The sequence below is a fragment of the Autumnicola lenta genome, from assembly GCF_031846515.1.
Classification (GTDB): Bacteria; Bacteroidota; Bacteroidia; order Flavobacteriales; family Flavobacteriaceae; genus Autumnicola; species Autumnicola lenta.
In genome coordinates this window covers 124,911-140,410 of sequence record NZ_JAVRHO010000001.1, presented here as the reverse complement: position 1 = coordinate 140,410, position 15,500 = coordinate 124,911, and the positions used below count along the sequence as shown (strand labels likewise).

Annotated in this window: 6 protein-coding genes and 1 tRNA gene; all 7 read left to right on the top strand. The window is 38.0% G+C overall.

Features of this window, described 5'->3' with window-relative positions; genetic code table 11:
* Nucleotides 1-26 precede the first annotated feature (26 nt).
* Nucleotides 27-887 (top strand): aldo/keto reductase, encoded by an 861-nt coding sequence (locus tag RM545_RS00530; RefSeq protein ID WP_311493311.1) that lies wholly within the window; start codon nucleotides 27-29, stop codon nucleotides 885-887.
* A gap of 87 nt (nucleotides 888-974) precedes the next feature.
* Nucleotides 975-1,048 (top strand) — tRNA-Pro (locus RM545_RS00525).
* Between the two features lie 926 nt (nucleotides 1,049-1,974).
* The gene (locus tag RM545_RS00520; protein WP_311493310.1) at nucleotides 1,975-5,244 is read left to right on the top strand and encodes a SusC/RagA family TonB-linked outer membrane protein; all 3,270 of its coding nucleotides are present in this window, start codon (nucleotides 1,975-1,977) and stop codon (nucleotides 5,242-5,244) included.
* 13 nt (nucleotides 5,245-5,257) lie between these two features.
* The gene (locus RM545_RS00515; protein ID WP_311493309.1) at nucleotides 5,258-7,051 is read left to right on the top strand and encodes a RagB/SusD family nutrient uptake outer membrane protein; all 1,794 of its coding nucleotides are present in this window, start codon (nucleotides 5,258-5,260) and stop codon (nucleotides 7,049-7,051) included.
* A gap of 30 nt (nucleotides 7,052-7,081) precedes the next feature.
* Nucleotides 7,082-8,638 carry a DUF4957 domain-containing protein gene (locus RM545_RS00510; protein ID WP_311493308.1) on the top strand — a complete coding sequence of 519 codons (1,557 nt, stop codon included), beginning with the start codon at nucleotides 7,082-7,084 and terminating at the stop codon, nucleotides 8,636-8,638.
* Nucleotides 8,639-8,778: 140 nt separating this feature from the next.
* Nucleotides 8,779-12,978 (top strand): T9SS type A sorting domain-containing protein, encoded by a 4,200-nt coding sequence (locus RM545_RS00505; protein WP_311493307.1) that lies wholly within the window; start codon nucleotides 8,779-8,781, stop codon nucleotides 12,976-12,978.
* Entirely contained in the window at nucleotides 12,975-14,828 is a 1,854-nt protein-coding gene (locus RM545_RS00500) for a right-handed parallel beta-helix repeat-containing protein (RefSeq protein ID WP_311493306.1), read from the top strand. Before RM545_RS00505 ends, RM545_RS00500 begins: the two co-directional genes overlap by 4 nt.
* Nucleotides 14,829-15,500: the final 672 nt, after the last annotated feature.

Genomic DNA, 15,500 nt, shown 5'->3' with positions numbered 1-15,500 from the left:
GGAATCCAATCATAAAATTAGGGCGTATGGATTTAACCGATATTAGAGGAACTATAAGCTTAAGAAACGGCGTTGATATGCCATACTTAGGACTAGGAGTGTACAAGTCAAATAATGGAGATGAAGTTATAAAAGCAGTCCATTCCGCACTAGAAATTGGGTATAGGCACATTGACACTGCCAGTATGTATAAGAATGAAGAAGGCGTGGGAGAAGCTATTAGATCCAGCGGAGTTTTGAGAGATGAAATATTTGTGACAACAAAGGTTTGGAACGATGACGAGGGGTATGAAAGCACTTTGAAAGCATTCGAAAAATCTCTTAAAAGCTTACAAATTAAGTATATTGATTTATATCTAATTCATTGGCCTACCGCAAAATATATTGATACCTGGAGGGCTCTTGAAAAATTATATCGCGATGGGAAAGCAAAAGCCATTGGAGTGTGTAATTGCATGGAGCACCATTTGGAAGAGCTAAAGAATAAATCTGAAGTTATTCCCATGGTTCTTCAAAATGAATTCCATCCAAGGCTTGTTCAGCGAGATTTAATTGATTACTGCAAAAAAAATAATATTCAGTATGAGGCGTGGTCACCATTAATGCGTGGTAAAGTAATGCAAATTGAAGAATTAAAGCAGCTCGCCAGGAAGTATGATAAAAGCGTAGCACAATTAGTGATTCGCTGGAGTCTTCAGAAAGGCGTATTGACTATACCAAAAAGCGTGCATAAGCAAAGAATTTTGGAAAATTCGCAGGTATTTGATTTTCAAATATTATTGGAGGATATGGCTCGTATTGATATGTTGGACAGAGAAGAAAGAACAGGAGCACATCCTGATAATTTTATGAGTCATTTTGCAGCAAAAGAGCGAAACAAAAAGTAATAATTCTTTTGAAATATGTAAATAACCTATTTTATTTGCACTTCTTTTAAGGGAGGTTCATTTTCTTTTGTTAATGCAGTAAAGATTCGGGATGTGGCGCAGTCTGGTAGCGTATACGTCTGGGGGGCGTAGGGTCGCAGGTTCAAATCCTGTCATCCCGACAAAAGCCGCTGATTATCAGCGGCTTTATTTCTTTTGGACACATTGCTGACAGATTTTCTCTTTTTCATCCGTTTTATAAAATAAGGTAAATGAGATTAAGTTAAGTTGATTTCATCTATTTTTATATTTGATTCTTCGAAAGGAATAATTAAGAGCATTATCATTAGTACAACCTGAAGATTACTTAACTCCTGAATTATTTTTATTCCTCTTTTTTATTTTTTTAAATATCTTATCAAAGTCGGATTTTATTTTCTGAGTTTTGTTGAACTTATCGTACTCTGAACACAACAATTAGGCTTGATCCTGAATATGCTTTATTTTCTGCCTGTTTTTTAAACCTTTCGCCTAAGTCGTTCTTTGATAGCTTCCAAAGCTACTCTGGCTTTAAATCGTACCCTAAATTTCTTCTGGATATCTCCATAGGTTTGGTGAATTTAATAAATTATTTAACTCAACCTATGGTCTGAATATTGGGAGTATTACAAGCTATATAGTAAGTGGATACTGAATAGATGTACAAATAAGATATCAGATTTCAAGAATAAGCAACGGTTACTACTCTTCCGGAAAACAAACAACAATGATAGAAAATTAGACCTATTTTCAGAAAGCTACCGACTGTTGTGTTTCCTAAATTCTTAACACTAATCCCGGTTTAATGCGTGGCAGGTAATGAATAAGGCGAAAAGAGAATTAAAATTTTTTATAAATAATTTTGTAATTGGAAATATATGGATATATTTACGTAATCGATTACATTGTTAAAGGTTTATAAATTTATTTCTATTTACTTAGTAAAAGGCTGGTGTTATAGAGATGTGTTAAAATTTATTTAGCATTTCACGATATCGTTTTCGATAACTCATACAACAGCAAAAGACTTTGACTAAAACGAATTCACATTTATTTAAATGCATTATTTATGATGAAAAAATTACACTACAAATTATGTTGTCTTTGTAGGACTACATTTTCGGAAGGGAAGCATAACGGTATACCCTTGGTGATCTTACTTGTATTTTTTCTTATAGGTTCAGGTAATCCCCTTTTTGCTCAAACTAACGCGATAACGGGAACAGTAATCGCTGGAGATGATGGAAGCCCCCTGCCCGGGGTTACGGTTTTAGAACAAGGAACTTCTAACGGAACTGTTACAGATTTTGATGGTGAATATTCTCTGGAGGTTTCAAATGAAGATGCTGTTTTAGTTTTTAGTTATGTTGGATTTCAAACTCTTGAAGTTGGTTTAAGTGGGAGAAGTACCATTGATGTGTCATTGGAAGTAGATTCAAATTCTCTGGATGAGGTTGTGGTGGTAGGTTATGGTACTACCAGAAAATCGGACCTAACAGGGTCGGTGGTTTCTATCTCAGGGAATGACTTGACCGAGCAGGCAAAATCCAGCGTTGCAGAGACCCTGACGGGGAGACTTGCTGGTGTGCAAGTGCTTTCCACTGAAGGTTCACCAGATGCTGAAATCAATATTAGGATACGGGGTAATGGTTCTCTGACTCAGGATGGCTCACCTCTAATAATTGTAGATGGTTTTCCTGTGGGCAGTATGAGTGATATAAGTCCTACTGATATTGCAAGCATTTCTGTATTAAAAGATGCTTCCTCTACAGCAATTTACGGTTCAAGAGGAGCGAATGGAGTTATTATCATTACAACCAAGGATGGGGTGGATGGTAAGATAAGTGTGAATGTGAATTCATTTTATGGCTTTCAGAAAATAGCAAATACCATTGATGTCCTTTCACCGGAAGATTTTGTAAAATGGCAATATGAGTATGCATTATTGGATGATCCTGAAAATTTAGATTCTTATGAAAGATATTTTGGATTATGGCAGGATTACGATCTATATGCCGGTCAGGAAGGCAATAACTGGCAAAAACAAATTTATGGTAATATGGGAGAAGTTCAGAGCCATGATATGGCAATAAGAGGTGGTTCTGAAAAGGCAAATTTTAATTTTAATTATGCACATTATGATGTGAATACTATCATGGTTGGCTCAGATTTCAAAAGAGATAACCTGTCTTTGGCTCTAAAGAGTCAGGCGGGTGAGAAGGTAGATTTATCCTTCACTATTAGATTTTCTGAAACTGAAATTAATGGAGGAGGTGCCAATGAACAAAATGAAATTTCTTCTGCTGATTCAAGATTGAAATATAGTGTTCAATACTCCCCAATTCCAATCTCCGGTCTTACTACAACTAGGGCAGATACGGAAGGGGCTGTAGCAAGTTATTTGATAAATCCATTTGTGGCTACAGATGATAACCAAAGACAGCAGCTTAGAAGGAATTATAATATGTTAGGAAGCTTTGGCTGGGATATAATTGATAATTTAAGATTTCAATCAGATTTTGGTTTGGATTATAGAATCGAGCAGGATTATAGATATTATGGCCGATCTACCTATTATTCCAATAACAGACCATCTGCAAATAATCAGGGGTTGCCATCACTTGTTTATAGCGATAGAAAGCGTGAAAGTTTTAGGAATGCCAATACAATCAATTACGATTTTAATAATTTTCTTAATGAAGATCACAACATTAAGTTGCTTTTAGGTCAAGAGATTATTATCACTCAGGATAATGTTGAGGTTGCAGAAATTCAAGGTTTTCCAAGGGATTTCGATTTTGAGACTACCAGAAGATTAACGACTCAGGGTACTCCTCAAACTGTCGATAATTTTTATCGTCCAGATGATAAGCTATTATCATTTTTTGGCAGGGTGAATTATGACTTCATGAATAAGTATTTAGTTACAGCGACCTACCGTGCAGATGGATCTAGTAAATTTCTGGGGGATAACCGCTGGGGGTATTTCCCTTCCGCCGCAGTAGCATGGAAAATGAAAGAAGAAAATTTTCTAAAAGATGTGGAATGGCTGGATGCTTTGAAATTGAGATTAAGTTACGGTGAAGCCGGTAATAACAATATTCCAGCAGGACAAACAATACAAACTTTTCAGTCTAATACTACTACTTATTTAAATAATATCCCAACATATTGGTCAGCCTCAAGAGTTCTGGCTAATCCAGACCTTAAATGGGAAACTACAGTAACTCAAAATGCTGGAATTGACTTTGATATGTTCAATGGAGTATTAAGTGGTACTGTAGAAGCTTATAAAAATACTACTACCGATCTACTGCTTGCTTTTCGTACACCAGGTTCTGGATACGAATTTCAATACAGAAACCTTGGTGAGATCCAAAATACAGGAGTTGAGGGCTCATTAAATATTAACGCAATTACCAAGGAAGACTATGGAATAAGTTTTTCCCTAAATGCATCGGCGAATAAGAATAAGATTAATTCACTAGGGTCTTTAGAAGATTATCAGGAGTATTCAGGTTGGGCATCATCTCAAATTGGTAGTGATTACGCTGTATGGGAAGGTCAACCGGTAGGAGCAATGTACGGCTATCAAAATGATGGACGTTATGAAGTATCTGATTTTGATTATGATTCTTCAACAAATACATATACACTAAAACCTGATGTGGTAGACAATAGTGATGTAGTAGGGGAAGTAATGCCAGGATCTTTAAAATTAAAAGATATTACTGGGGACGGAGTAGTGAATATTGATGACAACTCTATAATTGGGGATGCTAATCCAGATGTTACGGGTGGATTTGTGATTAATTCGTATGCATATGGATTTGATTTTTCTGCAGCCTTTAATTACAGTATTGGTAATGATGTTTATAATGCTAATAAAGTTCAATTTACTACAGCTAACGAAAATAGCCAGTATCGTAATTTGAGTTCTGTTATGGAAGATGGAAGGAGATGGACTAATCTTAATCCTGAAACGGGTGAGCTTATAACTGATCCTGATGCGTTGGCAGCTGCAAATGAAAACACCACAATGTGGTCTCCATATATGCGTAGCTATGTGTTTAGTGATTGGGCTGTTGAAGATGGTTCTTTTCTCCGCCTAAATACCCTTACTTTAGGATATACCTTGCCTAATTCGCTTGTTTCTAAATATAATATCACTAAACTAAGATTTTATGCAACAGCAAATAATGTATTTGTTTTAACCGATTATTCAGGCCTTGATCCTGAGGTGTCTACCAGAAGAAGTACTCCTCTTACGCCAGGAGTTGATTATTCTCCGTTTCCTAGAAACAGACAAATAGTATTTGGTTTAAACCTTAATTTTTAAAATTTAGATGAAAATGAAAAATTTAATAAAAATCTGTTTGGCATTTCTTTTAATATGCCTGGTAGTATCATGCGAGGAGGACTTTGTAGATGAAGATTTTTTAGATGCTCCTGCCAAATCAAGTCTTGATGAATCGACTATTTTTTCAACGGTAGGTTTAGCGAGAGGAGCAGTAGATGGAATACTGGAACCTATAGGACAAACAAATTCTTATAGAGGACGTTTTATTCCTTATTATGGGTTTAATACAGATGTTGAATATAATTACAGTGCTGGAGACGAAGGTTCAGATGCAGATTTGGTATACTATGATGCTAAGCCGAGTAATTCTCGAATGAATACCGATAATAACGCCTGGGCTTTAATGTATCAGGGTATAGAACGAGCAAATATAGTTATTAGAGGAATAAGAACTTATGGTAGTCCTGAACCAGGAACAGAGTTTGGTCAACTTTTAGGGGCAGCACTCACTTATAGGGCAATCTACTATGCAGATCTTATGAAGGCATGGGGAGATGTACCTGCTCGCTTTGAACCTATTACTTCCGAGACGCTGTATTTACCTAAAACCAGCCGTGATACAATCTACAAAAGACTAATTTCAGACTTAGGAGAGGCATCTACATTGGTAGCTTGGCCTAATGCAAGTCCTGCAACCACAACTGTTGAGCGTATTAATAAGGCCTTTGTTAAAGGTTTTAGAGCCCGCTTGGCAATGGTAGCTAGTGGATTTCAGCAGTATCCTGACGGTGTAAGAAGAAGTAATGATCCTGATCTTTCTGTTCAGCAGATGTATCAGTTAGCATTGGAGGAGTGCAGATCTGTTATCAATAGTGGAACCGCTTCACTTGAACCGTCTTTTGAAGGTTTCTGGAGAAGGTACAATGAGGAAAATATAAATGCCGGTGGAGAATCTTTATGGGAGATCCCATTCGCAGATGGTCGTGGACGTGTTTTATTTTCTTTTGCCGTTCGTCACAGAAGTGCAGACCAATTCACCGGTCAGCCTAGAGGTGGTACGGCCGGACCAACACCTACTGTTTATTACGATTTTGATGAGGAGGATACACGAAGAGATGTAACCGCTGTTCCTTATGAATGGGGAGCTGCAATAGATGGAATTGCTCAGCAAGAGCTGGTGGGTATTGATACATGGTATTTTGGAAAATATAGATATGAATGGATGAATCGTTATGTAACTTCAACAAATGATGACGGAGTTAACTTGATTTATATGAGATATGCTGAAATTCTTTTAACTGCTGCAGAGGCGGCTAACGAATTAGAAGGGCCTGGAGCTGCAGCACCTTACCTTAAAGAAATCCGCCAAAGAGCATTTCCGTCCGATCAGCATAGCGAGAAAGTTGATGCTTATGTAAATGCGCTTTCTTCCAAAGAGCAAATGTTCAATGCAATTGTAGAAGAATATAAATATGAGTTTACAGGAGAAATGGACAGAAAAATGGATCTTATTCGGTGGAATCTACTTAGCGAGAAATTAGATGAAGAGAAACAGGAGTTGTCAGATTTAAACAATAGAACAGGGGACTATGCTAATGTGCCTACCACGCTTTATTTTAAATATGAAGAGGATGGGTATACTTTAGATATATATGGTTTGGAAAGAGGTGAAACCTCAAATCCTGGTCCTGAGTATTCAGCTTTTACCTGGGATCAGCCACTGGATGAAATAATTAATACCATTTATAAACCGGGAGTAGATCCAGATAACAGACAATTCTGGCCGATCTGGCAGGTATTTATTGATGCCAGTAATGGCCAATTAGTAAACGACTACGGTTACTAGAATCTAAAAAACAGAATTAATTAATAAGTTATGAAAGTAAAATACATCTTTAAGAGTTTACTGATAGCTATTCTACTCGTGGCTACTGTTACGAGTTGTGACTATGATGAAGAACTTGTCGAAGAGCTTCCTGTAGACAGAGAATTCGCTCCGGTAAATCTAACAGCCTTTGTAAGAAACCAGGTTAATGTAGAACTGAACTGGACGGTCAACGACAATGCGAATAGCTATATTGTTGAGTTTGCAAATGATTCATTACAATTCAACAATATTGTAAGAACGGTTGAGGTGAATCCTGATGAGGTACCAGTTCTGGTACCTCTTGAAAGTGAAACTTTATATTCTATAAGAGTTAAAGCTATTAGTGAGAGGGGAATTGATGACTCCTCCTGGGCGACCACAACAGCCCGAACTTTAACCGAGCAGATCTTTATCGAAGGCGAAGATGGCGATATCAAGTCTGGTGAGGCAATCCTGAGATGGGTGCCTGGCAGTGAGGTTACTGAAATAAGCCTAAGCCCGGGAGATATTACCTATACTATTACCGCTGACGATAGAGCTGCCGGGATCGCTACTGTGACCGGTCTTAGCTCAGAAACAGATTACACGGCCACTTTACTTAATGGTTCGCAAATAAGAGGCGTTAAGGAGTTTACTACAGGAATCGATATTGGTGATGGTAAATTATTAACTCCGGAGGACGACCTGTTACAAATGATTGCAGATGCAGTTGCAGGCGATATTTTTGTGTTGGAACCGGGGGATTATACCGATCAAACCGGAACGATAACGCTTGATAAATCTTTAACCATTAGAGGTTTGAGAAGCTTTGATAAGCCACTTCTTCAATTGAATTTTGAAATTGTTGCAGGGGCTGAAGATGTGGAATTGATCGATCTGGACCTGCAGGGTCTTGGTGAAGGATCATCAGATCTCTCAGATTTTGTGAGGTATACTGGTCCAGGAAATTTCAATTCTCTGTTGATAAGCGGCTGTAACATCCATGATTATGGACGTTCCTTTATTGCCGGTAACGAAACTGATGCCATTTTACAAACACTTACCGTTGAAAATAGTATTGTGTACGACATCTTTACTTCAGGAGGGGACTTTATAGATTTTAGAAATTCAGACGTACTTAATATAAACCTTCTAAACAATACCTTTTATAATGTTGCTCCAGACAGGGACTTTATAAGAATGGATGCGAGTGGAACCTCTAATGATGCGGGCTTGACTTCGAACGTACTTATTGATAGTAATACACTTTACGCCGTTTCGAATAATGAAAGCAGTAGGCTGCTATATATACGTTTTGTGTCAAATGATGTGACAGTGAGGAATACACTGATCGTAAATACAGAATCTGAAGGTTATGCAGATAGAGAAGGAATAGATGAATCTCCGTCTTTTAGTAATAATAATTACTTTAATGCACCTGGATTCTATGATACGGCGCAGTATATTTTTGATGACACTAGTTATTTTAATCTGGATCCAGGATTTGTTGACCCATCTACTGGAGACTTTACAGTTACAAATCAAACACTTATTGACAATCAGATAGGCGATCCTCGCTGGAGATAATATGATGTTTAAACTTTAAATAATAAAAGGGTATGCATTGTAAAGATGTATACCCTTTTGTTATTTACTCGAATAATAAAGGCAGTAAAAAAATAGAATGCTAGGATAGAACATATTTAATTAAACTAAATCTTTATGGAATGATGAAACAACTACAATTATTAGCTCTTTTTCTCTTGCTGGGGATTTCACAGGGCTTTTCACAAGACGAACCTGGTCTTCCAGATGTGTGGGATTTTGGTGCCACACAACTAGATGAATCTGAGTACAACAATCAATTGTCGGTAGATATTATCAACTCTTGGTATGATGCATCCATAACCCCGGGAACCTCGGACATTAATTTAACTGATTTCAAGGTTGGAGATCTTAGCTTTACAGGAGGTGGAAGTGACGGCCTGAGAACCAGTAATACGAATCTTACCCGTTATGATGATGATATTGATGAATATGAAGATTTTAAAGGAAGGGTTTATATTAATTCATCGGGAGCTACAGGCAGATTTTTCAGTCTGGAATTGACTGAAGGTGATGAAGTGACAATTTGGGCTCTTTCCCAGGAAGGTGACAGCAATATTCATTTTGAAAATGCTGCAGATTCAGAACTTCAGAATGATGTAATTGCCGTAGGGGAAGAAATTACCGAATTAAAATTTACGGCAGAAACTTCCGGTACTTATAATATCTATGATGATACCGGAAAACCAAGTTATTTTAGAATCGTACGTGAAAGTAATACGATGAGTTCAGAATCAGGCAGTGATCTTACCGATGCTTGGGATTTTGGTGCCACACAACTAGATGAAACTGAATACAACAATCAATTGTCGGTAGATATTATCAATTCCTGGTATGATGCATCCATAACCCTGGGAACCCCAGATATTAATTTACCAAATTTCACGGTTGGTGATCTTAGCTTTACCGGAGGGGGGAGTGACCGCCTGCGAACCAGCAATGTGAATCTTACCCGTTATGATGATGATATTGATGAATATGAAGATTTTAAAGGAAGGGTTTATATCAATTCATCGGGAGCTACAGGAAGGTTTTTCAGTCTGGACTTGACTGAAGGTGATGAAGTAACAATCTGGGCTCTTTCGCAGGAAGGGGACAGTAATATTCATTTTGAAAATACTTCAGATTCAGAACTTCAGAATGATGTAGTTGCTGTTGGAGAAGAAATTACCGAATTAAATTTTACGGCAGAAACTTCCGGAATCTATAAGATCTATGACGATACGGGGAAACCCAGCTATTTCAGGATTTTTCGGAAAAGCGCTAACAATGCTACCGTAAGCGGTAATGTAGATGTTACTGCAGCCTCAGATATTCCTGGCAATTATAGTATAGTTTTCACCAATGAAAGTGGTGATTCCTGGAGTTCTTCAGTTTCTGAAGATACTTATACGGTAGACCTGCCTGCAGGTGATACTTATGACATTTCTCTTGAAGGTGCTGATGGTTTTTCAATCACCGGCAGTACTAACATAGAAATTACAGAAAACACCGCCCTGAATTTATTGATTCAAAAGGATGGAGCGGCAGGCAATGGTCTTGCAGATGTGTGGGATTTTGGAGCAACACAGCTTGATGAAGCACAATTCAACAATCAACTAACTGAAGAGGTGATCAACTCGTGGTATGATTCATCTATCACCCCGGGAACCTCAGATATTAATTTACCAGATTTCACGGTTGGAGATCTAAGCTTTACCGGAGGTGGAAGTGACCGCCTGCGAACTAGTAATACGAATCTTACCCGTTTTGATGATGATATTGATGAATACGAAGATTTTAAGGGAAGAGTATATATAAATTCATCGGGTGCTACCGGCAGGTATTTTAGCCTTGAACTAAATGAAGATGATGAAATTAGCCTTTGGACACTTACCCAAAATGGCAATGGTAATATTCATTTTGAATATGTAGCAGATCCGGAACTTCAAAATGATGTAGTTGCTGTAGGGGAAGAGCTTACAGAAGTAAACTTTATGGCAAAAGCCGCAGGTACGTATCGAATTTATGATGATACCGATAAACCAAGTTATTTCAGGATTATACGTAAAAGTGCTACTTATACTACCGTAACAGGAAGTGTGGATGTGGCAGAAGCCGAAGGCATTCCTTCAGATTACAGTATTGTATTCAAAAACGAACTTGGTAAGACATGGAAGCTTTCTTTGGCAGATGGAGGATCGTATAGTATAGTTCTTCCTATTGGCTATCAATATGAAGTTTCCTTAGAAGGAGCTGAAGGCTATTCTATTAGCAGTAATGCCAGCCTGGAAGTAACAGAAGATACTTCTCCATTTGACATCAGTATAACTAAAGATTTGATTTATGTAGAAGGCCTGGCCGATGTATGGGATTTTGGAGCAACCCAACTGGACGAGTCTCAGTATAACAATATGCTGAATGAATCTAGAATAAATTCCTGGTATGATGAATCTATTACCCCTGGAACTTCAGGCATAAATTTGCCAGATTTTACAGCTGGTGATCTTAGTTTTACCGGAGGTGGAAGTGATAGGTTAAGAACAACCAATTTGAATCTTACCCGATATGATGATGATATTGATGAATATGAAGATTTTAAAGGAAGGGTTTACATCAATTCCCGAGGCGCTACCAACCGTTTTATGAGTTTGGATCTAAATGAAGATGATAAAGTAACTCTCTGGGTGCTCGGCCAGGATGGAAATGGTGAGCTTCATTTTGAAAATACAGCAAATCCTGAACTGCAGAATGACGTGGTAAATGTGGGTGGTGAGCTTCAGGAAGTTAGTTTTGTGGCAAAGGCAAACGGAACTTATCACATCTACGACACGGCCGATAAGCCAAGCTATTTCAGGATTATTAGAAAACCTGCCACTTATGGGCAATTATCTGGAAACTTAGATCTTACTGATGCTCCAGGAATTCCTGAAGACTATTCGATAGTATTTTCTATTGAAGAAGGAAAAACCTGGAATGTAATACCAACCGATGGTTCCTACCAGGTTGAACTGCCAATAGACTTTGACTACAATATTTCTCTTGAAGGAGCTGATGGATATGTAATTTCAGATGGTGCTTCGGTAACTATAACTGAAAGTGCAGCTACCCATGATATAACTATAGAAAAAGTCGAAATTTATTCCGTTATAGGATCAATTATTGGTCTGGATGAAAATATTGAAGATTTAGCCTTAACATTTACTCCAGATCCGGGTGCTGATGCACTTTATGTTCCGAAGCCAATGATTGATACAGATGCGGGAACATATTCAGTAAAACTTGAACCAAATGTTCAGTATACCATAGAAAATGAGGGTGTAGATGGTTATTATATTCCGGAAAATACGCTGGAAATAACAGGTGAAACCACAAGCGACATTGTTTTTGAGGCTGAACCCGATGGGCCATTTGGAGATATTGACGGAGACGGAATTCTGAATGCAGAAGATAACTGTATCTCAACTCCTAATCCAGACCAGGCAGATGTTAATGAAAATGGGGTTGGAGATGTATGTGATGACGATGATGGTGACGGGATCATCAATTTTGAGGATAACTGCCCTGATTCTACAGAAGGAGCGACTGTTGATGTTTTTGGTTGTGAGGTTTTTGATCTTGCGGCAGATAATTTTAATATATCTGTATATGACGTAAGTTGTAGCGGAAACGGTGACGGTTACATTAGCATTAGTGCTGCAGATACCAATTATACGTATAATGTAGCCGTATCTGGTACAGGAACCGGTGCAGCTACTTTATCATCTTCCAATGAGTTTTCAGCTAATATTGAAAATCTTACGGCAGGAAATTATGATATATGTGTGACCGTTGACGGGCAGGATGGATATGAGCAGTGTTTCAATGTAACTGTAGAAGGGCCAACTCCACTGGCAGCTTATTCCTCTGTAAATTATGCGAATAGCACAGTTACTTTCTCTCTTGATGGAGCTACGGAGTATAAGATAGAACATAATGGCAATATCACCACTACCTCGCAATCCAGGATAGTACTGAACCTTGAAAAGGGTCGAAATACATTTAAACTCTCTACAGATTCAGATTGTCAGGGTACTTTCAATAAGGAAGTTTTACTTTCTGAAGAGGTTGTACTGTTTCCTAATCCAACCCAGGGAGATTTGAAGGTGTATATTAATGGAACAGATACTGCTATAGATGTATCTCTTTTAAACCTTAGCGGGCAGGTACATATCTCAGAAAAAATGGAAATTCCGTCAGACCGTGTGATTCACCTGGACCTTACCAATTACAGGAATGGGGTATATTTTCTTCAATTGAAATCAGCCACGGTAAATAAAACTTTAAAAGTTATTAAATCATGAAAAACTCTATAAATATACCTTATTACAAAGCGCTCATGATCTTTGTCATGGCTGTATTAATGGTGTCATGTTCCAGCGATGATGATGCCCAGGTTGTTAATGATGTAGTCCCGGGAGCGGCCAGTCTTGTACTTCCGCAGGATAATACAGAATGTGAAATAGGTGATGTCGTGGCCAATATGGCTGAAGTAGCTTTTGAATGGAGTGAAGCCAGTGATGCCGATACCTACGATCTCATAATTACAAATCTGAATACCCAGGAAGTTACGCAGCGGCCTAATTTGAATGCTACTGCGATTGTAGTTAGACTGGAAAGAGGAAATCCTTATACCTGGAGGGTAGTTTCAAAAAATAACGGAGAAGAAACTACCGCTTCAGAACCTTACCGGTTTTATGTAGCCGGCGAGCCTGGATCTAATAATGTTCCTTTTCCTGCCTCTCTTATGGCGCCGGCTTCCGGAGCTATGGTGACCTCTGTAGATGGTAAAGTTACTTTAGAATGGGAAGCTGCTGAAACTGATACAGATGGTGATGCGTTGACTTATACTTTATTTGCCGATACGGTGGATGGCGATCAGGAACCCCCAGAAGAATGGAAAGGTCTTACTGAGACCTCCCTGGAGATTCAGGTAGATCCTAATAGCGTTTATTACTGGCATGTGGAAACAACAGATAGTAAGAATACAGCTATAAGCAATACCTACTCCTTCAGAACAGGTGAAAACACCTCTTCTGTACAAGGGGAAATAGTGAGTACTTCTCAGGAAATTTTAGATGCTATTGCAGCGGCTGTTCCGGGAGAAAACATCTATATCCGCGGCGGAGATTATATGTTTGATTCCACTATAGAAATTAGTACCAGTGGTAGTGAGGGCAATATGATTTCCTTATTGGCACATCCTGAAGATGAAACCAGACCAAGATTCGATTTTTCCTCGATGGCAGAGAATTCATCTAACCGCGGAATAGAATTAAATGCTGATTACTGGCATATAAAAGGGATCGATGTATATAAAGCTGGCGATAACGGGATGTTTATTGAAGGCCATGAAAACCTGATTGAATTCTGTACCTTTTCTGAATGTTCAGATACCGGTCTTCAGCTAGATAATGGTGCCGCTAACAACACTATCCTGAATTGCGATTCTTTCTTTAATGCAGATTCCACACTTGAAAACGCCGATGGTTTTGCAGCTAAACTAAACGTAGGTACAGGAAATAAATTTGTAGGCTGCAGAGCATGGCAAAACCTGGATGATGGATGGGATGGCTATTTAAGAGGAGCTGATAATGTAACTACCACTTATGAAAATTGCTGGGCTATCCAAAATGGCTATTTAGAGGATGGCTCCCCAAGTGGAGGTGATGGTAACGGTTTTAAAACCGGTGGAAGCGATGACAAAGATCTAAAGCATAATGCAGTTTATATGGATTGTATCGCAGTAGGAAACGCAGCTGATGGCTTTGATCATAACAGTAACAGGGGAGATGTGACCCTATATAACTGTTCCGCCTATGATAATGGAAACAATTATGGTTTTGGTAGTACAAATCCTCTTGAGAAACTCGTCATCAAAAACAGCAATGTGCTTGGAGAAGTGGGTAGTGTTAATGCTACAACACTAGATGTTACTAACAATAGTTGGGATACGGAAGGATTGGAAAGTTCAGTGGATGACTATGTAAGTATAGATTATTCTGAACTAACAGCACCAAGAAAAGCCGATGGAAGCCTTCCGGATGTAAGCTTTTTTCACCTTAAATCTGATAGCGATTTGATTGATGCAGGAGTAGATGTAGGTTTACCTTTTAACGGTTCAGCACCAGATCTCGGAGCATTTGAATTTTAATTGACATCAATTGAAAATAAAAATTTTAATACTCTTATGAGTTAGAACCATATTTCGTTTTTAATCAGGCGCCGTCTTGTGAATCTTTAATAGCTCACAAGACGGCGTCTTTTAGTTCAAGAAGTTTATTGCGTGTTGGGTTATATACTACTTAGTTAAAACTTTAAATGAACTATCTAATTGTATCAAGGAAGGCTAAAAGGATAGAGTCGAGACCTTCAAGACCATCACTGCATAATAACAATATGAATGAAGCAACAATCCATTTCGCGTTCCGTGAAGAAGGATTATAATGGATTGTCTCTATTTTCTTCTGACCTATAAAGCCACCTGGCTAAATTACCATCATTTTTTGAATCTTTATTTATAATAATAATTCACGGGTGCGAAATTCATATAATATCACTTTTTAGCTAAAAAGTTTTGTACTTGATAATTTATAAATATATTTACGTAATCGATTACATTGTTAAAAATTTTACAAGTTAAAGAGCCTCTCTTCGGTACTGCTTATTTTTATAGAGAAGGAGATCATTATCGGAAATCTTTGGTCTACATTAATATGAATAAAGAAGCTACAGAATGAATGTAGTGATAGAAAGATATAAATATAGTAAAGTGAAAAATGTAAATCTTCCAAAGGTCGCTATAAAAGGGATAAATATTACTACT